This is a genomic window from Moraxella sp. E33BD, assembly GCF_041807865.1.
Lineage (GTDB): Bacteria > Pseudomonadota > Gammaproteobacteria > Pseudomonadales > Moraxellaceae > Moraxella > Moraxella haemolytica.
In genome coordinates this window covers 39030-60063 of sequence record NZ_JBGTZD010000008.1, presented here as the reverse complement: position 1 = coordinate 60063, position 21034 = coordinate 39030, and the positions used below count along the sequence as shown (strand labels likewise).

Annotated in this window: 22 protein-coding genes and 1 pseudogene; 8 read left to right on the top strand and 15 right to left on the bottom strand. The window is 45.5% G+C overall.

Annotated elements, in window-relative coordinates:
* The first annotated feature begins 4 nt into the window (after positions 1–4).
* The 4 genes from pilB to coaE are packed head-to-tail and all read left to right on the top strand — an operon-like array spanning position 5 to position 4404.
* Positions 5–1684, top strand: a complete 1680-nt coding sequence (gene pilB / locus ACERC6_RS06265) for a type IV-A pilus assembly ATPase PilB (protein WP_373628214.1) — start codon at positions 5–7, stop codon at positions 1682–1684.
* Complete coding sequence (locus ACERC6_RS06260) at positions 1677–2912, top strand: type II secretion system F family protein (protein ID WP_373628213.1); 1236 nt, start codon at positions 1677–1679, stop codon at positions 2910–2912. Before pilB ends, ACERC6_RS06260 begins: the two co-directional genes overlap by 8 nt.
* Positions 2905–3699, top strand: coding sequence for an A24 family peptidase (locus ACERC6_RS06255; protein WP_284673516.1), 795 nt, complete (start codon positions 2905–2907; stop codon positions 3697–3699). The genes ACERC6_RS06260 and ACERC6_RS06255 overlap by 8 nt, the downstream gene beginning before the upstream one ends.
* A 51-nt stretch (positions 3700–3750) precedes the next feature.
* The gene (gene coaE, locus ACERC6_RS06250) at positions 3751–4404 is read left to right on the top strand and encodes a dephospho-CoA kinase (protein WP_284673517.1); all 654 of its coding nucleotides are present in this window, start codon (positions 3751–3753) and stop codon (positions 4402–4404) included.
* Positions 4405–4468: 64 nt separating this feature from the next.
* Here the strand turns inward: coaE and ACERC6_RS06245 are convergent, their stop codons facing one another.
* The 11 genes and pseudogenes from ACERC6_RS06245 to recG all read right to left on the bottom strand — a co-directional run bounded on the left by ACERC6_RS06245 (position 4469) and on the right by recG (position 12137).
* On the bottom strand, positions 4469–5221 hold the full coding sequence (locus ACERC6_RS06245) for a fimbrial protein (RefSeq protein ID WP_373628211.1): 753 nt from the start codon (positions 5219–5221) through the stop codon (positions 4469–4471).
* Positions 5215–5643: a hypothetical protein gene (locus tag ACERC6_RS06240; protein ID WP_373628210.1), complete on the bottom strand. Its 429-nt coding sequence runs from the start codon at positions 5641–5643 to the stop codon at positions 5215–5217. Before ACERC6_RS06240 ends, ACERC6_RS06245 begins: the two co-directional genes overlap by 7 nt.
* A 15-nt stretch (positions 5644–5658) precedes the next feature.
* The gene (locus tag ACERC6_RS06235) at positions 5659–5781 is read right to left on the bottom strand and encodes a hypothetical protein (protein WP_373628209.1); all 123 of its coding nucleotides are present in this window, start codon (positions 5779–5781) and stop codon (positions 5659–5661) included.
* Positions 5782–5923: 142 nt separating this feature from the next.
* Positions 5924–7423 carry a fimbria/pilus outer membrane usher protein gene (locus tag ACERC6_RS06230; protein ID WP_373628208.1) on the bottom strand — a complete coding sequence of 500 codons (1500 nt, stop codon included), beginning with the start codon at positions 7421–7423 and terminating at the stop codon, positions 5924–5926.
* Positions 7312–7790 (bottom strand): annotated as a pseudogene (locus ACERC6_RS06225) (fimbria/pilus outer membrane usher protein). The gene ACERC6_RS06230 and the pseudogene ACERC6_RS06225 overlap by 112 nt, the downstream one beginning before the upstream one ends.
* A complete protein-coding gene (locus tag ACERC6_RS06220; protein WP_373628207.1) occupies positions 7750–7884 on the bottom strand; it encodes a hypothetical protein in 135 nt (44 codons plus the stop codon). The pseudogene ACERC6_RS06225 and the gene ACERC6_RS06220 overlap by 41 nt, the downstream one beginning before the upstream one ends.
* Positions 7881–8441 (bottom strand): FimD/PapC N-terminal domain-containing protein, encoded by a 561-nt coding sequence (locus tag ACERC6_RS06215; RefSeq protein ID WP_373628205.1) that lies wholly within the window; start codon positions 8439–8441, stop codon positions 7881–7883. Before ACERC6_RS06215 ends, ACERC6_RS06220 begins: the two co-directional genes overlap by 4 nt.
* Positions 8442–8717: 276 nt before the next feature.
* Complete coding sequence (locus ACERC6_RS06210; protein WP_373628248.1) at positions 8718–9158, bottom strand: molecular chaperone; 441 nt, start codon at positions 9156–9158, stop codon at positions 8718–8720.
* Between the two features lie 7 nt (positions 9159–9165).
* Positions 9166–9546, bottom strand: a complete 381-nt coding sequence (locus ACERC6_RS06205; protein WP_373628204.1) for a fimbrial protein — start codon at positions 9544–9546, stop codon at positions 9166–9168.
* On the bottom strand, positions 9528–9728 hold the full coding sequence (locus tag ACERC6_RS06200; RefSeq protein WP_373628203.1) for a hypothetical protein: 201 nt from the start codon (positions 9726–9728) through the stop codon (positions 9528–9530). Before ACERC6_RS06200 ends, ACERC6_RS06205 begins: the two co-directional genes overlap by 19 nt.
* Positions 9729–10019: 291 nt before the next feature.
* Positions 10020–12137: an ATP-dependent DNA helicase RecG gene (gene recG / locus ACERC6_RS06195; protein ID WP_284673524.1), complete on the bottom strand. Its 2118-nt coding sequence runs from the start codon at positions 12135–12137 to the stop codon at positions 10020–10022.
* Positions 12138–12149: 12 nt separating this feature from the next.
* Between recG and ACERC6_RS06190 the strand changes: the two genes are divergently transcribed.
* The gene (locus ACERC6_RS06190) at positions 12150–12398 is read left to right on the top strand and encodes a hypothetical protein (protein ID WP_373628202.1); all 249 of its coding nucleotides are present in this window, start codon (positions 12150–12152) and stop codon (positions 12396–12398) included.
* 57 nt (positions 12399–12455) lie between these two features.
* Positions 12456–13832, top strand: coding sequence for an amino-acid N-acetyltransferase (argA, locus tag ACERC6_RS06185; RefSeq protein WP_373628201.1), 1377 nt, complete (start codon positions 12456–12458; stop codon positions 13830–13832).
* Between the two features lie 164 nt (positions 13833–13996).
* Here argA and ACERC6_RS06180 read toward each other — a convergent pair whose 3' ends face one another.
* Positions 13997–14815 (bottom strand): FKBP-type peptidyl-prolyl cis-trans isomerase, encoded by an 819-nt coding sequence (locus tag ACERC6_RS06180; protein ID WP_373628200.1) that lies wholly within the window; start codon positions 14813–14815, stop codon positions 13997–13999.
* 310 nt (positions 14816–15125) lie between these two features.
* Here ACERC6_RS06180 and ACERC6_RS06175 point away from each other — a divergent pair, with 310 nt between their 5' ends.
* Complete coding sequence (locus tag ACERC6_RS06175; RefSeq protein WP_373628199.1) at positions 15126–16604, top strand: mechanosensitive ion channel; 1479 nt, start codon at positions 15126–15128, stop codon at positions 16602–16604.
* Positions 16605–16677: 73 nt separating this feature from the next.
* Here the strand turns inward: ACERC6_RS06175 and ACERC6_RS06170 are convergent, their stop codons facing one another.
* Both ACERC6_RS06170 and ettA read right to left on the bottom strand, forming a co-directional pair.
* Positions 16678–17877 carry a hypothetical protein gene (locus ACERC6_RS06170; RefSeq protein WP_373630511.1) on the bottom strand — a complete coding sequence of 400 codons (1200 nt, stop codon included), beginning with the start codon at positions 17875–17877 and terminating at the stop codon, positions 16678–16680.
* 254 nt (positions 17878–18131) lie between these two features.
* Positions 18132–19793 (bottom strand): energy-dependent translational throttle protein EttA, encoded by a 1662-nt coding sequence (ettA, locus tag ACERC6_RS06165; protein ID WP_284673529.1) that lies wholly within the window; start codon positions 19791–19793, stop codon positions 18132–18134.
* Between the two features lie 239 nt (positions 19794–20032).
* Here ettA and ACERC6_RS06160 point away from each other — a divergent pair, with 239 nt between their 5' ends.
* Positions 20033–20350, top strand: a complete 318-nt coding sequence (locus ACERC6_RS06160; protein WP_284673530.1) for a hypothetical protein — start codon at positions 20033–20035, stop codon at positions 20348–20350.
* A 49-nt stretch (positions 20351–20399) separates the two neighbouring features.
* Here ACERC6_RS06160 and ACERC6_RS06155 read toward each other — a convergent pair whose 3' ends face one another.
* The gene (locus tag ACERC6_RS06155; protein WP_373628196.1) at positions 20400–21032 is read right to left on the bottom strand and encodes a 3-oxoacid CoA-transferase subunit B; all 633 of its coding nucleotides are present in this window, start codon (positions 21030–21032) and stop codon (positions 20400–20402) included.
* Between the last annotated feature and the right edge of the window lie 2 nt (positions 21033–21034).

Below are 21034 nucleotides of genomic sequence, written 5' to 3'. Positions count from 1 at the left end.
GTCCATGAACGCATCATCTTTGACAGACTTATCACGGCTTTTATTAGACAAGCAACTACTCAGCTTAGCTCAGCTTAGCCAAGCCGAACAAGAATCCGCCAAGCAATCAATGAGCTTGGTGCGTTTTTTGGTTAGGTACGATTATCTACCTTCCAAGACCATTGCTCAGGCATTATCCGACGCCTTAGGCGAGACGATTGTAGATATTGATGAGATAGACCCATCCACCCTACCCAATGACCTTGTTGATGCCGAGCTACTCAATCGTCATGAAGTTCTAATCTTAGCACACAAAGATGGGCAGGTATTCATCGCTACTAGCAATCCACTTAGAACACAGATGATCAGTGAGATGGCTTTTGCCACCAATGCCCACATCGTGCCTGTGTTGGTTGATGAGACTAAGCTGTCTTTTGTCATGCAAAGCCTACGGCTTGGGGCGTTTCATGACTTTGGCACGCACGATGATGAACATGATATCGATACCGCCCCCACCGATAATATTGATGCCCTACTAGAGACACCAACGGTAAAATTCGTCCAAAAAATCCTACAAGACGCCATCGCACTTGGGGCATCCGACATACATTTTGAGCCGTTTGAGCACCATTATCAAGTCAGATTTCGCATTGATGGCGTCATGCAGGTTGTCGCCACACCGCCTAAGACTTCTAGCCGTCAGATTAGCACTCGCCTAAAAGTGATGGCTCAGCTTGACATCGCCGAATGCCGAAAACCCCAGGATGGCCGTATTAAGTTTTGGGCTAATGAACATGGTGGCAAGTCCATAGATTTTCGTATCAGCACCACACCGACCTTATTTGGCGAAAAGATTGTTCTACGGCTACTGGACTGCACCCAAGCAATCATTGGCATGGACGCATTGGGCATGAATGATGAACAAAAACACCTGTATCTGACCGCCCTAAAAAAATCACAAGGCATGATACTCATCACAGGTCCGACAGGCTCAGGCAAAACCATCTCACTATATACAGGGCTAGGTATCTTAAATCAGCCCACCATCAACATTCAGACAGTAGAAGACCCTGTGGAGATTCAGCTTGACGGCATCAATCAAGTCAATATCCACCCAAAGATTGGGCTAGATTTTGCTGAGGTGTTGCGTGCCTTTTTACGCCAAGACCCAGATGTTATCATGGTGGGCGAGATTCGAGACATACAGACAGCAGAAATCGCCATCAAAGCCGCCCAGACAGGGCATTTGGTGTTGTCCACTTTGCACACCAACTCCGCCCTTGATGCGGTGATTCGCCTAAAAAACATGGGCGTTGCCACCTTTAATATCGCAAGCTCCATCAGTCTCATCATCGCCCAACGATTGGCTCGCAGACTCTGCCAACACTGCAAAAAACCTGTACAAATCCCCCACCAAAGCCTAACACAGCTTGGCTTTGGTGATACAGACATTGCACAGGCGACTTTCTTTGAGGCGGTGGGGTGTCATGCCTGCCGAGAGGGGTATCGTGGACGCATTGGTATCTATGAAGTACTGCCCATTACCCCCAAACTTGCCACACTCATCATGGCAGATACACCACGCCAAGAGCTTCAGGCATACGCCAACCGACAAGGCCATCAATCCATCAGGCAATCCGCCAAACAACAAGCCATGCTAGGCATCATCAGTTTACAAGAGATGGAAAGACTCACGCATGACTAAGCCCATTAAGCCCACCAAATACACCAAACCCACCAACAAAACCTACACCTACAAAGGCATAGGACTGCGTGGCGACAAGCTAAGTGGCGAGATAGATGCCCCTACCTTGCACATGGCACGCCTACAACTACACAAAAAGAACATTGCCCCCACCAGTATTCGCCAAAAACACCGCTCGCTGACATGGACAAAACCCATCAGCTCCACCGATATGACTCTATTTTTTCGGCAGATGTCCACCATGCTACTTTCAGGCATTGCCCTAACCAAAGCACTAGATACCGCCCAACAAAACAGCAACAACCCCACACTAAAGACCGCCATCAGCACCATCAAAACCGATATTGAATCAGGCTTGAGTCTCGCCCACGCCCTAAAAAAACACACGGCGTTTGGTGGGCTGACTATCGCCTTGGTTGATGCAGGCGAACGCTCAGGCTGTCTTGATGTCATGCTCACACGCATCGCCCAATACCAAGAGCGACTAGAGACACTCAAAAACAAGCTCAAAAAAGCCATGTATTACCCCATCTTTGTCATGGTGGTGGCAGTCATCGTAACTGTCATTTTACTCATTAAAGTTGTGCCGATTTTTGCTCAGATGTTTGGCAATCTAAACCAAGAGCTACCCCTACCCACTCGCATCATCATGACGATATCCGATGTACTGGTGGCTCATTTTTGGTCGCTAATTACCATCATTTGTATCATTATGCTTGGGATAATTTGGTTAAAAAAAACCGACCGAATCTCTTGGCCATTATACCGCTTAAGCCTACAACTGCCCATCATCAAGACCATCACCATAAAAAGTGCCTTAGCTCGTTTTACCAGAACGCTCGCCACAACCTGCCAAGCAGGCATTCCACTCACCAACGCCATAGAACTATCTGCACAAGCAACCCATCATCACGCTTTCATCAAAGAGCTAAAAATCATCACAGATCAGGTGCAAGCTGGCAAAAAATTAGCCGATGCTCTAACCAAAAGCACGCTGTTTTTGCCGATGACGGTGCAGATGATTCAGGTGGGAGAAGAAGCAGGCAGACTGCCCCAAATACTAGATACCATCGCAGATTATTATGACGACCAAGTCAATCAACACATAGACGGTCTGACAAGTTTGGTTGAACCTGCTGTGATGGCACTCTTAGGCGTGATTGTCGGCTTGGTCGTCATGGCAATCTATCTGCCCATCTTTCAAATGGGAGTAAACCCCCATGGATAACATCAAAGCCCTATTATCCACCCTGCTCGCCCATCAGCCAACGCTTGCCATCTTGGTGGGTGTCATCGGTCTTGTGATGGGTAGATTTATCAATATCATCGCTCATCGTACACCGATGACCATGATGAATCAGTGGTGGCATGAAGTGATGGCATTCATTCAGCATGACGATCGCATTGATGACACCACCAAAGCACGCCTAGACAGCCTACATTTGCACAGCCATCGTGCAGATAGCCCCACCCACTCCAACCATCTCATCACCGCAATCACCGCCCTGCTATCCATGATGATCGCCCATCACTTTGGGGCGAATACTCAGATGCTACTGGCACTTGTTTTTGTGTGGTATTTGGTGGCATTGTCTTGTATTGATTGGCAAGTTAGGCTATTGCCTGACCGCCTGCTTGCACCACTGGGCATGATTGGACTGCTAGCCAATACCGCAGCGTTATTCACCACACCTGTGCTGTCAATATGGGGCTTGGTGGTGGGATTTGTGGTGTTTTGGGGTGTCAATGTGCTGTGCCGATGGTTCATTCATCAAGACGGCTTGGGGCTAGGCGATGCCAAACTGCTTGGAGTGCTTGGGGCGTGGCTTGGTGTGTCTGCCATACCCATCATTGTGCTAATCGCTTCATTGCTTGGCGTGATGGTCGGTGTCATGGGTAGAGTCTTTGGCGGTCGTCATGACTCAACACTGGCTTTTGGCCCTTATCTGGCGATTGGCGGTCTGATTGCCATGCTTTTTGGCGAGCAATTTTGGGCATGGTATTTGATGGTCTAAACCAATCAATAGCCAATCAACATAAGCAATCAATCAAAACAAGAAATCATCATGACACTCACCATCGGACTTACAGGCGGTATCGGCAGTGGTAAAAGTGCCGTCAGCGACTGGTTTGCACAACAACACATTGATGTCATTGATGCTGATGTCATCGCCCACACCATCAGTGCCAAAGGCAGTCCTGTTTTAGATGAACTGGTGGCGGTATTTGGCGAGTGGGTGATTGATGCCGATGGCAACTATCATCGCCCTGCCATGCGAGAGCATCTGCTGACACACCCAGACGACATCAACAAACTAAACACCATCACCCACCCACACATTCAGCACGCCATTCGCACCGCTTTGGCAAATAGCAACTCTGCCTATCGCATCTTATCTGTACCGCTGTTGGTTGAAGGCATGGGTCGCACGCCCAACCTTGCTCAGCTGTGTCAGCGTATCTTGGTGGTAGATGTACCACTGGATATACAAAGACAGCGTGCCATCAAGCGTGATGTCCACAAGCTATCGCACACCGACCAACTGGCGTATGTCAATGCCATCATCGCCAAACAAGCCACACGAGCACAACGGCTAGCAGTAGCCGATGACATCGTGGACAACAGCCAATCACTAGCTGAGCTATACCCACAGCTGCAAAGACTACATCAGCTGTATCTACAGCACGCATCACAGATTAGCCACACCCCTTGTCCCTAAAACCAAAACACACCAACAAAAAAGGGAGCTATCATCTCCCTTTTTAGAACACCACCGATACGGCTTAATAATACGAGAAAGTAAACATCATCTCACCATTGACCTTACCTGGTACAATATCTTGAGTGTTAGTTCTAAAATATTTGGCGGTAAATGTTAAAGGATAGCTTCTTGCTCCATTTTGAGTATCTGCCTTATTGCCAAGCTTTTGCATATATCCTGTTTGTTTAGTGATTGCCTGCCCCAATGTACCTTGAGTTCCTGCATTGTACACGACAGGACCAAATTTAACCGGTGTCTTACTGTCATTTAGATATACCTGAATACCAACATTTTGGGCAGTAGAACCCGCCGCAGGTGTTAGAACAGAGGTTGTATTACTCACATTGTTGTTATCGGTCAAAACAACCCAAGGTTCGACATTTGCCCCTCGATCACAATTTAAATTCACGGTTGTCGTACCGCCATATACTTCATTGCGTCCATTAGCAAAGTGTCCAACACCAATCTTATCCAGCTTCACCGTCTGATCTTTTAACCCTGAATAGTCGCAAGTACGAGGCAAAAAGGTAAACTCCATTCGTCTAATATTGATGGGGTAATCAATTTTTCCTGAAATCTTCCCCATCTCTGTATGCAATTTAAACATCCCTGCCACTTGTTCATTCACCACAATAGTTTGACCAACAGCATCGGGTTTTAGCAGTATGATCTCAGATTGTATTCGAAAAGGGTGATTAGTACTCCGTCTGCGAATTTCATTCCAATAATTACCCTTACGCCTATTGCCAGCTGTCTTATAACCATCATTCACCATCGTATTCGCTGCCCTGCAGCCCCCACCCCCATCCATAGACGAAGTCCAACTGTTTTCGTGGGTTCTAGTTCGTAAATAGTCTGCCCACCTATCGTGGTTATAATCGGTAGAGTAACCGTAACATCCGCACCTAAAGTCCAAGGTGCTGTTCCCCCACGATATTGCGTATCATTTCTCGGCGTACCAGAAATCCATAAATTAATTTGAGAGGTTTGCCTACCTAGTGAATGGTTAAGCGTCAATGTATCTCTAGGGTAGCTAACCGTACCCTGTGCTGAAATCACTATACGCTGACCTCGAGTATTTCGGTCAAAAATGCACAACTCACTCGGTAAGCCATTACCTTCCTCAATCACAACAATATCATTACCGACACCGGCAGGACGAGACTGGATTCTAGCTCGACATGCCCACACAGTCATCCCTTGATTGTGTTCTCAAATTCCTTCGGTCGGTGCAGCTGCCTGAGCAAACGCCGTTTCCAAATTTAATCCACAAAAAAGAGCGACCGAAAGTTGTAACAAGTGGCGTAAAAATAAAGAAGATTGACCAAATTTCATCGTTATTCCTATCTGTTTGGCAAAATGCCGAAAATATCAAACTTGTGCTTTTTATTGTTTTAACCGGACTGATTAGCCGGTCTATCAGCAGGGGCGATTCGCCCCACACAAGCGGTATGATGATACGATTTTTACCAAAGGGTTATTGTGCTTGACACTGCACCGCATAGGTATTGACGGCTTGGCTGTTTGTGCGGTTAAGGTTTGGAATGTGGTAATCAAACACACAGCGGTCGGCTTTACCACCACCCCACACGATTTTTATCTTGCCGGCAGTTTTTTGTAGATCGCCTGCGAACAGTCGTCCGCCTTGTACCACATAGCCTATCATCTTGCCTTGCTCATCAAAGGCTTCTGCCGCCATCGGTGGAATACCACCATTTTCCAGAGTAACATCAAACAACACCATAGCGTTCTGCTTGGCTTTAAAATCTAACAAAATGGCACTATCCGCCTTTGGAATGACCTCTTGTTTGGTAGAAGATAGCTCCACATTGAACGGTAGATTGTCCGGATCGATGGTAACGCTGTTTTCTTCATAAGGGGATAGGTAGTTTACAATCGCATTACCGAAGCGGTCAATCTTTATGCCACCTGCACCAACCGTTGCCCCCTCAGCCCCTTTGGCATGAATGATTGCAAAGCTGTCGCCCACATTTTTCGCTAGCGTAATGCCTTTGGGGTGGACGACAATGCCACCATTTGCCGAGACAGAACTGACGGTTGCGGTTGCTGTCTTGGGCAGCAGTGGACGATAGGCTGACATAGCGGTGATCATAGCCCAAGTTGGCAGAGATGGCACTGCCACTGTCTGAGCCAGAGTAGCCCCTACGCCATAGTTCCAGTTGCGTGCTTGTCCGAGCGAGCCAGACATAGAGACGCTTCTTTGGCTGTTATCGCCATTGGTGCTGTAACTGCTTGATAAGGTCGGAGCACTAGAATCGCTCATCGGTATAGAAACGGACGCATACACTCGCTTATCGGTCTTGTTTTCCTCACTGTCATAAGTGTGGCTATAGCCTAAATTATAGCTTAGCTTCTTATAACGGTTGGAGTAGCTAAATTGGAATTGGTTGATGTGTTTTGGACTGTTCCAAAATGTGCGTCTCACCCCAGACAAAAACAGCGTGCCTTTGTTTTCGCCCAACCGCTGACTGACAACCAGTTGTGTTTGGTTTTTTAGTCTGGCATTGAGCGTACGCAGATTTTCTAGGTACAGTGGCTGATCGTTGTGCCAGATGGTATCTTGTAGCGTGTGAAAATCACAGCTAGAATAACGATATGCCACCAGTGTTACGCTCGTATCGGTTCTGGGTACGCTAACGCTATACTCAGCGTGGATACTGTAGCCTTTTTGTGAGTTGGGCTCGTAGGGCAAATCAGCGATTGAATAGGTTATGTCGGTAGAGAATGCCCCAATCGGCGTATTAAATGCCATACCACCTAAGACCGAGCGGTAGTTACGAGTCAGCTGTGCTGCACCGTTTAAGGTTAGGTTATTACTAAAGCCGTATTGCAACGAACCTTGTACTAGCTTGGCTTTTGAAAGATAGTCGCCATAGCGATACACTTGATAACGCCACCGCCCCTGACGCATGAGCTGAGCAACGCTAGCATAAGGCACATTAAAGGTGCGAACCACAATCTGTTGGCTTCTGTAATCTCCACCGTCAAATCGCCAACATAGCCAGTTGGATACAGGTCATCAATTACAAACGGCCCTGCCGGTACGGTGGTCTGATACAAAATATGCTTGGCTTGATAGATGGTAACTTTTGCGTTACTGTTGGCAACATACGGTCATCACTGGCGATACTCACCCCACGCAAAGCGACGCCCTCGACCAACTGTCCACCTGCATTAAAATCGCCCACCGTCAGCTCGCCACCAATGGCGACAATGCCACGCCGTGCGTAGGTCTCGTTGCTGATATATTTACCTGTGCTTCGCTCGCCAAAACGGTTACGGCTAAACTCTTTTGAACCACTGTGGCGAATGCCCCCAACCAAGCAGATTGATACCGCCTTGAATGCCTAGATAAGACTGGTCGGTAATTGACCCTGATTTGGCAAAAGAACGGCAATGATTGACATTGTAGTTCACATATGCCGTAGGTACGCCATCTTGCCACAGTGCAGGCGAATCCAACCTCTAGGACGACGCACAACCAACGCCTGTGGAATGGTCAAATCAAAGCGGAAATTACCCAAGTTAAACTTGGCTGTCCCCTTGACCGCTCGGTGGAACGGCACACAGTCAGTATCGGCAGAGATAGCACCGAACGCCTCATCTTTTAGGTCTAGTATCGTCTTAAGTTGGGGCGTTAGGCATAGTACACTGCGGTTGTCCTGCTCTATATAGCGGATTTTGCCAGTGCCTTTATGCTCGCCATTGACATAAATGTCTGAATCATACTCACCACTTGGCACGGCGTCAGCATAGCCAAAACGCCTAACATCAATGCGGTTTTCTTGTTTTTCACTGCGTAAAAAACTGCTACTGAATTCAACAAAGTCATCACCCACATCAGACGACCACGACTCTGCCGTGTCTGATGATGTGTTTGATGATACATCTGCCTCACCGATTAGTTGCCCACCATCAATCTGCCCAACAGGCTCAGCATTGGCAGATTGCAAAGCCAATCCCGATAAGACCATCAAGGTGGTTTTTGACAGAGCAAACAAAGGCGTTTTTTCACAAGGGTGTTTCCTTTAATATCACCCACCAATGGGGTGCTTAAGCATATTTTATAACAATAACAACAAGTTTAACAATGATTTATCGTGATTGAACAGTGATTAAACAGTGATTTGACAAACAATTAAACGCTCACCCAAACGATTCAAACCCTGACCAAACAGGGTGCGATGAATGCCGCTTTTGTGGTGGGAGAAATCCTGCCATATTGGGCGATGACAACAACCGATGGCAGGTTATTGTAGTGGCGTTTCGCCATCTTGATAGCCGCCATAATCATTGATGATTTGCCATTTGATGTTTTTTGCACCTTGTGCGTTTTTGATTGAAAAATCTAGCGTATCAAATGGCTTTACCATACCAATTTTTTCAACACTGGCAGGCTCTGCTTGTCCTATCGCCTCAACATTACTAAAAGTGATGTGATAAGGGGTTGGGTTGGTGGCGGTGAGCGTCTCGCCGTTTAGTGTCCATTTTACCTGCTGTGGGGCGTCTGCGATGTCCATCGCCAGTGCCGGTCGGAAAAAGAACTTGATACGGCTACGGATAGACATTTGCAGATAGCTTTGTCCTTTGGTCTCCGCTTCGGTTGGCTTGGGTGGAATGTATAATACATTAAGATAAAACACCGATTCACGGTCCTGTGGCAGTGGCTCGCCAGTATAGACCACACGCAGTGTCTGACTAAACGATAGAGTATTCTACTTCAGACTTTACTTTACCCACTGTTGCTTGACCAATTGCATAGTATTCAACAGAATATTGCATAGCACCATTTGCTAGACCGTTTAAAGGTTGATATTGCTGACCTCTATAGGCTGCATTACCAATCTGGATTGGCGTACCATTTACTTCATTCAAACGCAAGTTTACATTAGATGCGTAGGTAGGCTGACCCTCTTCAAGATTTTTTAATGTATAAGTTACGGTATCAACATTTGGAGAAGTACGGAATTCAACACGCACTAATTGGTTGAGACTATCTGTTTTACAACCCTCTAATTCAATAGAAAAGTTTTTACCACCAGCCACTTTACCGGCTACATCTAACTTGGTTGCTTGCACTTTGTCCAAAGTAACAGTTTGTTCGTTGTACCAGTTTTAATGATACAAGCTTGGTCAATAACCTCGCCTTCAAATTTAACCTTACCATCATATTTGCCAGCATATCCAGCAACTTGTGCAGAAGCGGTGGTTGAAGCTAAAGCTGAAAATACTACTGCTGTAGCAAGAAAAATTTTTTTCATTTAAGAAAACCTATAAAAGATTAAAAAAATTAAGTTTGGCGTTGTTACCATGAATACTGGCAAAAAATGACGCATCCATAACACGCCGATAATTATTATACTCCCCCCTGCAAAAGCAAACATTACTTTCATTCCATTAACAATTGTTATACAAATCATACCAAAAGCCCTACGCCTAGCTAGGTACTTGGTTGGGGGTGTATGGCTTGTTTTTGGGTGTCTATGCGATGACTTTGCACGGTCTTGGCGTGGTCTTGTCTTGGTATTTATTAGGCGTTGGTTTGGTCTTTACTAGGCATTGACATAGTCTTTGGTCTGGGGTAGCCATGTGTCTATCATCCGCTGTGCCAACATCTGCCGTGAGTCGTGCCTGTCGTCCGACTGCATCAGCCGATGGGCGATACTGTGTGCCGCCACGAGTAGCACCTCATCACGCACGATATCCGCCAGATAGTAGCCCATATCGCCTGTTTGGCGTTTGCCCAACAACTCGCCTGCCCCACGCAGTTCTAGGTCTTTTTGGGCAATCACAAAGCCATCGGTACTGTATTTTAGTACATTGAGCCGTTGAATGCCTGTGGGCGATAATGGTAGCTGATACAGCAGTACACAAAAAGATTTGTTTAAGCCACGCCCCACACGCCCACGCAGCTGGTGTAGCTGTGATAGACCCAGACGCTCGGCATTTTCAATCACCATCAAGGACGCATTAGGCACATCTACGCCCACCTCAATGACGGTGGTGGCGACCAGTAGGTCAATATCGCCTAGCTTAAACTGGTGCATGACTGCCTGTTTGTCAGCAGGCTTCATCTTGCCATGCACTAGCCCAACACGAATGTCCAGACGCTCGCACAAATCTGCATACAACAGCTCTGCCGACTGTGCGTCTAGGACGCTAGATTCCTCAACCAAAGGACACACCCAGTAGGCTTGCTTGCCTGCTTGACAGTTGACAGAGATTCTCTCGATGACTTCATCACGGCGGTCTCGGCTGATAGTTACGGTAGTGATTGGCGTGCGGTTGGGCGGTAGTTCATCAATCACTGAGATGTCCATGTCGCCATACATACTCATGGCGAGTGTTCTTGGAATGGGTGTGGCGGTCATGGCAAGCTGATGCGGTGTGGCGTTGGCGACACCTTTATTGGCAAGACGCAATCTTTGTTCCACCCCAAAGCGGTGCTGTTCATCAATGATGACCAAGCCCAATTTGGCGAACACGACACCATCTTGGAATAAAGCGTGCGTCCCTACCACGACCTGCACCTCGTTGGCGATGATTTGTGAGAGCATGGCGTTTTTTTCTTTGGTGGTCTGCTTGCCTGCCAAAAAACCCACGCCCACGCCCAACGGCTCAAACCATTTTTGAAAATTGATGAAATGCTGTTCTGCCAAAATCTCGGTCGGTGCCATCACTGCCACCTGCCAACCACTATCTAGGGCATGGCACGCCGTGAGTGCCGCCACTAGCGTCTTGCCTGCACCGACATCGCCTTGGATTAGCCTTAGCATGGGCTTACTGGTCGCCATGTCTGCCACCGTCTCTGCGATGACTCGCTTTTGGGCATGGGTCAGCTCAAATGGCAAGCTAGCAACTAGCCTGTCCGCCAGTGGACTGGTCGCATCGCAGTATGGGGCTTTGTGCTGATAAAGGTTGTTACGGCGATACAAAAAAGCCAACTGATGTGCCACTAGCTCCTCAATAATGAGACGGCGACAGGCAGGGTGCGTGCGTTCTTTTAGCCCCTCTAGTAGTGCCGTCTGAGCAAAGATATCGGCATCTTTATCCGGTAGATGGATCTGCTTGAGTGCGGTCAATAAATCCGCCTGCACATCTAGCACGCCTGCTTGATGCAACTCATCGGCAGATAGGCAATATAAGGTTTCATGTGAAACGGCATTGATGGCAAGACGAACCAACTGGCGGATTTTGTTCTGATGTAGTCCCTTGACAGCAGGATAAATCGGCAACAGCCCACTCTCAAACGACCTTGTCCCTGTGATGTGATACTCTGGGTGTGCCATCTGCACCCCATAGCGACTGACTTTAATCTCGCCAAAGGCGGTGATGTTTGCCCCTAGTACCATCGTGTTTTTTAGCCCTGCATAGGTCTTAAAAAACCTAAGCACCAGTACCCCTGTATCATCATCAATGGCGACACTCATGCCAGTTCGGTTCATCTCAACATTCGTTACCACACCACGCACCAGTACGCTCATGCCATGCTCAACATTGCCAATCGGCACAAGGCGAGTCCTATCCTCATAATCACGGGGCAGGTGCATGAGCATATCAAAGATTCTATGTACCCCAAGCTCTGATAGTCGCCCTGCCAAGCTAGCCCCCACGCCAGACAGTGCCGTCATGGGCAGATGAATCACAGACTGTACGGATTTATTTGACATGGTGTACCTTAGATGACCATTCTTTATCGTGTTGATGTTGATGTTGATGTTGATGTTTTGACAATGTTTTTTAAAATATTTTTTGTTAAAATACTTCTACAGATGGTTTTGATTGTACAACTATTTTTTAAAATTGAAAAGACAATATCACAAAAACCCCATCGCAAGCCTTTGTTTTACAGCCCATGCTTTCGCCATCATCAAGATGGCAAAGATATCGGCACACTTGCCAGTTTTTTAAAAAAATACTTGGCATTCTAAAAAAAGCCTAATATCATAAGCCCAATATTATCATGGTCATTTAGCCAAGGCAGTCTCATGAGACAAGACAACTCATCAACCGCTCCTGTAGCCAACCATCACCAACCATCACCAACCAACTCCCAGACTGGCACTCACACTGGCACCCAAAATCCAATCCAGTGGTTTCGTCATTGTGCCCCTTATATCAACACTCACCGTAACAAGACTTTTGTCATCATGTTCGGTGGCGAGACGGTGGCACACCCTGATTTTAACCGCTTGATTCATGATTTTGCACTACTGCATAGCTTGGGTATTCGTCTGGTATTGGTTCATGGGGCACGCCCACAGATTGAGCAGACACTAGCCCAAGCAGGCATTGACAGCAGTACTCACAAGAACCTTCGCATCACGCCTGCTGTCGCCATGCCACACATTCTATCGGCTGTGGGGTCGATTCGCCTATCGCTAGAAGCACGGCTGTCCATGGGGCTTGCCAACTCGCCCATGTTCGGTGCACGCATTGACGCTGTTTCTGGCAACTTCATCGCCGCCAGACCCTATGGCGTGCGTGGTGGCATTGACCATCAGATGACAGGCGAAGTACGCAGTATTGACAGCACCGCCATTCATCATAATCTAAAACAAGGGTATATCGTCATCTTAAGCCCCATTGGTTTTTCGGCAACAGGCGATATTTTCAATCTATCAGCCGAAGATGTCGCCAAACATACCGCCTGTGCCTTGCAAGCGGACAAGCTCATCTTGTTGGCAGAAGATGCCATCTACCATGACGGTCATCTCGTCCGTGAACTCACCACCCAAGAAGCAACAGCACTACTAACACAACCACTCGCTACAGACGAGATGGGCAGACTGATAGACTGTGCCATTGGCGTGAGCGATGTGGTAGAAAGAACACACATTCTACCCTTTGCTAAAGATGGCGTACTGCTTGAAGAGCTATTCACCACCGATGGGCTAGGCACGATGATTACTCGCACGCCTTATGATCAAATCCGAGCCGCTACGCTTAGCGATGTGGTCGGCTTACTTGCTCTACTAAAACCGCTAGAAGAAGCAGGCATTCTCATCGCCAGACCCCAACAACGATTAGAAGCAGACATTGAACATTATAGCGTCATTGAGCGAGATGGCATGGTCGTTGGCTGTGCGGCCTTGTATCCGCTTGATGAACATGGTGCAGAGATTGCCAGTATTGCCATTCACCCTGACTATCGTGGTGGCAGTCGTGGCGATGACTTGTTAAGATTCATGGAACATCAGGCGAAAAGTTTGGGGTTTTTACGCATTTTTGCTCTAACCACGCATACTAGCCATTGGTTCATTGAGCATGGTTTTTATGAAACCGAAGTTACCGCCCTACCCATTGAACGCCAACAACGCTACCACAACGGCAGAAATTCTAAGGTTTTTTGTAAGGTTTTATAAAAATCCACACGCCCACAAGCCATCAGACAACAAGGCATAGATGGCATGATGGCGACATAAGACCCACACGGTCAGTCATTACTGTGTCGCCCATCACCACACCAAAACACCACAAAAAACCCCTTAAAATCACTTTTAAGGGGTTTTTAACACCAACGAATGGTTTATTTATGGTGGTGTTCTTCTGCACCATGAGCGGCTGCATGGGCTGCCATTTCTTGTTGGGCTTTTTCAATGGCAGCTTTTGCCTGTGCATCGTCTAATAGCTCAACAGTAAAGATTAGCACGCTGTTTGGCTCAATAGCAGGGTTGCCAGTCTCGCCATAGGCAAGCTCTGATGGCACATACAGTTCGTATTTTGCACCTTTTTTCATCAACTGAAGACCTTCAGTCCAACCCTTGATGACTTCGTTCAGTTTAAACTGTGCCGGCATACCACGCTCATAAGATGAGTCAAACACCTCGCCATTAATCAGCTTGCCCTCATAATGTACAACTACCGTATCGGTCGCTTTTGGTGTCGCTCCCTTACCTTCGGTGATGACTTTATATTGTAGTCCTGATGCGGTGGTCTTTACGCCTTCTTTGGTGGCATTCTCGGCTAGGAACTTCTCGCCATCTGCTTTGTTTTTGGTTGCTTTTTCTTCGGCTTCTTTGATTTTGCGTTCTTCGTACGCCTTACCCACTGCTTCAATTTGCTCATTGGTTAAGGCACTTTCTTTACCTGCGACCGCATCAGCAACGGCTTTGTTATAAATCTCAATATCAAGCGTTTCGCCTGTTTGCTCAGTCATGTTCTTTAGGTACTGACCTTGCTCATAACCAATGATATAGCTGATTTTTTCAATTTCGGTGCTTTTATCGGTAACAACGGTTGATTTTTCAGTAGCTTTTGATTCGTCTGTGGCAGTGTTCGCTTTATTACAGCCTGTCAATGCCAAAACCGCCATCACACTGACAGCCAATAAGGTTTGTTTTTTCATAATAATCTCAAAAATGGTTAAAAAACAGGTTAAGAACCCATAACGCAATATCATACCAAAAAAGATATCTAAGTGCGGTGAATTTTTGACTGGTCATGTATAGAAATTGTTAATATTGTTATGAAAGATTATCCACACAGACCATTTGGCTGATTTTAGTGTTACTATATCACCAAGCAATCATCTTGCATCGTGCATTGATGGTATTGCAACACTCTTTAAAATAAAAGGCTGATGGCAGATGCCACTTTTTTATTTTATAATACGGTAGTTTTTTATCAACTTTTGGAGCAGATTCATGGAACATTATATGAATTTCGCCATTTTTAACCAATATCTGCAAGGTCCGATTGGTTCTGTTATTGGTGCTATTTTAATTTTTATCTTAGGCTGGCTTATCGCCCTTATCTTGGCATCATTCGCCAAAAAAGCGTTGTCAAAACTCAATTTGAACAATCGCATCAGCCAATCAACTGGACATCATTACAACTTAGATACCCTAATTAGCAAAATCATCTTTTGGTTTGTGATGATCATCAGCATCTCAGCTGCACTCAATCAACTTAACCTAAACTCAATCTCAGCTCCTTTTGCTAATATGGTTAATCAAGTTCTGCTGTTCTTGCCAAACCTACTGACCGCCGTCGCCATTGGTGTTGTCGGTTGGGTAGTAGCGACCATTGCACGCAATGCCACCACCATTGCACTATCTAAGACCACACTAGATGAAAAACTGTCTCAAGAGGCAGGTGTCAAGCCAATGAGTGGTGCGGTCGCTGATATTGTATATTGGTTCATTTTACTGATTGTTTTGACCGTCATCTTGGGTCGTCTGGGTCTAGAGGGCTTATTTACGCCATTGACCAATATGATTGACAAGGCTTTCAATTTCATTCCAAATGCTCTGATGGCGGCATTGGTATTTTTCATCGGCTTTATCGTTGCTAAAGTGGTGCGTGGCATCGTCATCAACCTTATCGCAGGGTTGAATATCCAAGCATTAGCCAGTAAAGCAGGCATTAGTGAACAAAACAGCCTACCAACCATCGCAGGTTCGCTGTCATTCATGTTGGTCATCGTACCATTTACCATCGCAGCACTTGATGCGTTGAAAATTGAGACCGTTTCACGCCCTGCCACAAATATGCTCAACCAAATCCTAGAAGCACTGCCAAGCATCTTTACAGCGGTGGCGATTTTAACGATTACTTATTTTGTGGTGCGTATGTTGGCGAACATCGTCAAGGGTATCTTGTCAAATACTCAAATTGACGCTTTGCCTGCCAAACTTGGGCTACAAGGTGCTTTTGGCAACAAGAAAATCTCAGACCTAATCAGCTGTGCCATCTTATTGTTTGCCATGCTGTTTGCGTCTATCGCTGCAGCCGACCTACTGGGCTTTGAACAAATCAGTGGCATCATCACAATGTTCATCGCTTTTGGCGGACAAATCATCTTGGGTGCTGTTATCCTAACCATCGGTTTTTGGCTTGCCAACATCATCGCAGGTGTCGTAGAACGCTCTAATCAAGGCAGTAGCTTCCTAGCTAACATCGTGCGTGTGCTTATCATGGGCTTGGTACTGGCAATGGGTCTAAAAGCGATGGGTATCGCTGATAGCATCGTAAACCTTGCATTTGGTCTAACACTAGGTGCTGTGGCGGTAGCATTTGCTCTTGCCTTTGGTCTAGGCGGTCGTGAAGCTGCTGCTCGCTTATTAAAGCGTATTCAAGACAAAGCAGAAAGCGAAGCAAACAATAAAACCACCACACCAAAAGATGGGCAATAACAATACCCACCTTTAGGCAAATAACAAAATAAAAAACGACATCTTAGGATGTCGTTTTTTTGGTTTAATTTCACTACTGGGCATGGGACAGATAATATCCACTGACTGGTTGCAAAAACTGCTTATTGATGGCAATGCACTGTCTGGATTTTTCTGCCAAGATATGCGACTTTTCTTTTTCTATATTTCCGTCTTCTTTATCAGCTTGATTCAATCTTTGATTTTCATCAGCACTAAACTCAAAAAAATCCACCGACACAGGGCAAAATACCTTTATATCTCCTAAGTTCCACGCCATATAACCATAAAGGGCTTCAGGTCTTTGGTTTAGAGTATCTTGATTATCGGTTTCACATTTTTCTTTGTAGCTTTCGCCCAAATAATCTTCACAGTCTTTAGCATGAAATCGCAGTTCTTTTTTCTGCTTGATATCTTCCTTAGTCATTCCATTAATGGTCTGAGAAGTGGTATTGCCATTATGGATAAGATACCAAGATGAGTTGCTTGGTCTTTCTATAAAGCGTGGGGCATACAACGATAAATCAGAAAATTTAGTATAACCACCAAGAAAAGCAACAAACCCAATAAAGATAAATACACAAATAAAACCCACAAGTCTATTACTATCTTTTGGTGAAAATGATTTTTCTTCCTGCCGGTTAAATATGAACAACGATGCAATATTAATAATGATGCCAGTTATTGGCAGGGCAAAAAATATGTACCACTGCCAATCTTTTCTCATCTCAAATGCTATGATTATCTGTGCATACAAGAATGGATATACATAAGAATAACCAAATACCAAAAAACAGATTGCAGACAAAAACAAGAGATTGGCGGATTTTCTAAATTCGGTAACAAGTAAAACAAGTGGCAACATCACCACAAATGCAAGCCCCAAATACAATAAAAAAGAATCGTCATCCAACCAATCAAAATAGATGGATAAGCCCCAAATCAAAATCATAAAAGATATGAACGCATAACAGTACTGAATCTTCTTCATAAGACCATTTCTGTTCAAATCTGGAACTTGCAAAGCCTTATCAATATTATTCAAAAACAAAAATAGCAAAAAATACAATAAAAAATAAACCGCCAAAAGCAAAACAGAAAAGAAATAGGCAACGACAATACCAATCAAGGCTGATGGGCTACCAATAACCTCTGAAAAAATACTATCATAACCAATACTCCCCAAATAAGACCTTGACTTAAAGGCACCTACCAAGATTGCAATAAAAGTTAGAATGGGAAAGTATGAAGGCATAGATCTTAATACAAAACTCCAATTTATCTTGCTTGACTCATCAACATTTTCTCCAACTTTCTGAGTAGGGTTTTTGGTGCCTATCAAACCCCCATTCACATCATCAGTATATTGACTACATTTAGGGATTGATGCCGGTGGATTTTTCTTGGTCTTATTGCAAAATAGCTTGAACATATCACGATCTCTCACTTCTAAAAAACAGCGATCAATTTTTATTGACCGCTGTTTTTAATTTTGGCAATGGGTGATAATCAGCCCCCAATCTTCTTGTATTTCATACGCTTAGGGGTGGCGTCTGCCCCCAATCGCTCTTTACGCCATTTTTCATATTCTGAATAATTGCCATCAAAGAACTCTGGCGTTTCATTTTCAAATGATAAAATATGCGTAGCGATACGATCCAAGAACCAGCGGTCATGCGACACCACCAATACCGTACCAGGAAACACCTCCACCGCATCTTCTAAGGCACGCAAGGTCTCCACATCAAGGTCGTTTGATGGTTCGTCAAGCAGTAGCACATTAGCACCTTGCTTTAAGGTTTTGGCAAGTTGTAAGCGGTTGCGTTCACCACCTGACAGGTTGCCCACCAGTTTTTGTTGGTCTTGACCCTTAAAGTTAAAGCGTCCGATATAGGCACGGCTTGGCGTGGTGTATTCGCCCACCGTGATCATATCTAGACCGTCCGACACCTCTTCCCACACGGTTTTTTTGTCGTCCAGATTATCACGCACCTGTCCCACATAGGCGACTTTGACACTCTCGCCCACCTCTACCGTACCTGTATCTGGCGTATCTTTGCCTGTAATCATATTAAACAGCGTGGTTTTACCTGCCCCATTAGGACCGACAATCCCCACAATCGCCATTGGCGGTACGGTAAAAGACAAGTTTTCGTATAGCAAACGACCGTCAAAGGATTTGGATATGTTCTTGACCTCAATGACTTTATTGCCCAAACGAGGTCCTGGCGGAATGTAGATTTCTGCCGTTTCGTTACGCTGTTGGAACTCACGAGAGTTCATCTCCTCAAAGCGTTCTAGGCGAGATTTGGATTTGGCTTGCTGACCCTTTTGGTTTTTGCGAACCCATTCTAGCTCTTGCTTTAAGGCTTTAGCAAATGCTTCTTCTTGCTTTTGCTCTTGCTCTAGGCGTTTATTTTTTTGTTCTAGCCATTCGGTGTAGTTGCCTTGATAAGGATAGCCATAGCCACGATCCAGCTCCAAAATCCACTCAGCTACATTATCCAAAAAGTAGCGGTCGTGGGTAATCGCCACAATCGTACCAGAATAATCTTTTAAGAAGCGTTCAAGCCACGCCACACTTTCAGCGTCTAGATGGTTGGTTGGTTCATCAAGCAAGAGCATATCAGGCTTAGACAGCAAAAGACGGCACAGGGCAACACGGCGTTTTTCACCCCCTGACAGCTTAGACACATCAGCGTCCCATGGTGGCAGGCGTAGTGCGTCTGCTGCTTTTTCAAGCTGAGTGTTTAGGTTGTGGGCGTCCCACGCTTGAATGATGTCCTCCATCTTGCCTTGTTCGGCAGCCAGTTTGTCAAAATCGGCATCAGGCTCGGCATATTCGGCGTAGATTTGGTTTAGGCGGTCAAGGGCATCTAGGGCTTCACGCACGCCGTCCTCCACATTGCCACGCACATCTTTGGTGGGGTCAAGCTGAGGTTCTTGGGGCAGATAGCCAACCTTAATGCCTGCCTGTGGGCGTGCCTCGCCACTATATTCGGTATCCACGCCTGCCATGATACGCAGTAGTGTAGATTTACCTGCACCATTTAGACCCAGTACGCCAATCTTCGCCCCTGGAAAAAATGATAAAGAAATGTCCTTTAAAATCTCTCGCTTAGGCGGGATGATTTTGGACACTTTGTTCATTGTATAGATATATTGAGCCATAGCTATCCTATTGATTTACCAATAAAAGTTTAAAATACAAAAAATTTTTTTACAAAAATCAACCAATTATTATCGCATGCTTTAGTACACTAGGCAAATGATTTTATGTGGTTGTAAAACTTTTTCTAGACATCAATTGACTTTCTGATAAAGTACTATATAATTACATAATTGATAGATTGTTTTTTATATCCATCAATTATGTATATTAACCGTAACATCATCCAGAGGGATTTTTTATGAAAGTTAAATTTGCCGCCGTCATTGCTGCAGCTGCAGTACTATCTGCCTGTGCCACACCACATGTTGTTCAAACCACCAAGATCAATGATCATCAACTAAGCTGTGCACAACTAAAATCAGAAATCGCAGAAGCCAAAAAATTTGAACAAGATGCTCGTGCAGAACGCAAAGTAACTGGCAAAAATGTCGCTGCTGCCCTATTCTTTATCCCTGCCCTGTTCGCTACCTATGCCAACACCGAAGAAGCGATTGATGCCGCCAAAGAGCGTCAAGCCAAGCTAACTGACATCTACAACAAAAAACAATGCAGCTGATTGACTCACAAGCATTAAAAAACCGTTCTTTTGAACGGTTTTTTAATGCTTAATCAACGATGATGGGTGTGCCTGTCTTGTTTTGCACTTCCTCAAAAACCACCCCATCAGCAAGCTCCACAAGCTTTAGCCCAGTCTCTGTAACATCTAACACAGCCAAATCGGTGATGATGCGATGCACGACTTTTTTGCCGGTAAGCGGTAAATCACAGTTGGCTTTGATTTTTAGTGAGCCATCTTTGGCAGTATGCTCCATCAGCACAATGACTCGTTGCACGCCTGCCACCAAGTCCATCGCCCCGCCCATGCCCTTGACCATTTTATCTGGTATCATCCAGTTGGCAAGATCGCCAAATTCTGAGACTTCCATCGCCCCCAAAATGGCAAGATTAACTTTACCACCTCGAATCATGGCAAAGGACTGCGAGCTTGAAAAAAAACTTGCTCCTTTTTGAGCGGTAACCGTCTGCTTGCCTGCATTGATCAAATCAGGGTCAATGGTATCTTCATCAGGAAACTCACCAATGCCTAACAGTCCATTTTCGGACTGGAGCATCACATTGACATCATCTGGAATGTAGTTTGCCACCAAAGTCGGCAAACCAATTCCCAAATTGACATAAAAGCCATCTTTAAGCTCTTTGGCGGCTCTTTTAGCCATTTGTTGTCTTGTCCAAGCCATTG

Bases quoted from the DNA above. Each gene is read 5' to 3' on its own strand.
- recG (WP_284673524.1), bottom strand. From the start codon at position 12,137: ATGTCAAATAAATCCGTACAGTCTGTGATTCATCTGCCCATGACGGCA.
- ACERC6_RS06235 (WP_373628209.1), bottom strand. From the start codon at position 5,781: ATGAAATTTGGTCAATCTTCTTTATTTTTACGCCACTTGTTACAACTT.
- ACERC6_RS06155 (WP_373628196.1), bottom strand. From the start codon at position 21,032: ATGGCTTGGACAAGACAACAAATGGCTAAAAGAGCCGCCAAAGAGCTT.
- ettA (WP_284673529.1), bottom strand. From the start codon at position 19,793: ATGGCTCAATATATCTATACAATGAACAAAGTGTCCAAAATCATCCCG.
- ACERC6_RS06245 (WP_373628211.1), bottom strand. From the start codon at position 5,221: ATGGTGAATGATGGTTATAAGACAGCTGGCAATAGGCGTAAGGGTAAT.
- ACERC6_RS06160 (WP_284673530.1), top strand. From the start codon at position 20,033: ATGAAAGTTAAATTTGCCGCCGTCATTGCTGCAGCTGCAGTACTATCT.
- ACERC6_RS06170 (WP_373630511.1), bottom strand. From the start codon at position 17,877: ATGCCTTCATACTTTCCCATTCTAACTTTTATTGCAATCTTGGTAGGT.
- ACERC6_RS06240 (WP_373628210.1), bottom strand. From the start codon at position 5,643: ATGACTGTGTGGGCATGTCGAGCTAGAATCCAGTCTCGTCCTGCCGGT.
- ACERC6_RS06190 (WP_373628202.1), top strand. From the start codon at position 12,150: ATGACCATTCTTTATCGTGTTGATGTTGATGTTGATGTTGATGTTTTG.
- ACERC6_RS06175 (WP_373628199.1), top strand. From the start codon at position 15,126: ATGAATTTCGCCATTTTTAACCAATATCTGCAAGGTCCGATTGGTTCT.
- argA (WP_373628201.1), top strand. From the start codon at position 12,456: ATGAGACAAGACAACTCATCAACCGCTCCTGTAGCCAACCATCACCAA.
- ACERC6_RS06180 (WP_373628200.1), bottom strand. From the start codon at position 14,815: ATGAAAAAACAAACCTTATTGGCTGTCAGTGTGATGGCGGTTTTGGCA.
- pilB (WP_373628214.1), top strand. From the start codon at position 5: ATGAACGCATCATCTTTGACAGACTTATCACGGCTTTTATTAGACAAG.
- ACERC6_RS06200 (WP_373628203.1), bottom strand. From the start codon at position 9,728: ATGAAAAAAATTTTTCTTGCTACAGCAGTAGTATTTTCAGCTTTAGCT.
- ACERC6_RS06260 (WP_373628213.1), top strand. From the start codon at position 1,677: ATGACTAAGCCCATTAAGCCCACCAAATACACCAAACCCACCAACAAA.
- ACERC6_RS06255 (WP_284673516.1), top strand. From the start codon at position 2,905: ATGGATAACATCAAAGCCCTATTATCCACCCTGCTCGCCCATCAGCCA.
- ACERC6_RS06215 (WP_373628205.1), bottom strand. From the start codon at position 8,441: ATGGTCTTATCGGGATTGGCTTTGCAATCTGCCAATGCTGAGCCTGTT.
- coaE (WP_284673517.1), top strand. From the start codon at position 3,751: ATGACACTCACCATCGGACTTACAGGCGGTATCGGCAGTGGTAAAAGT.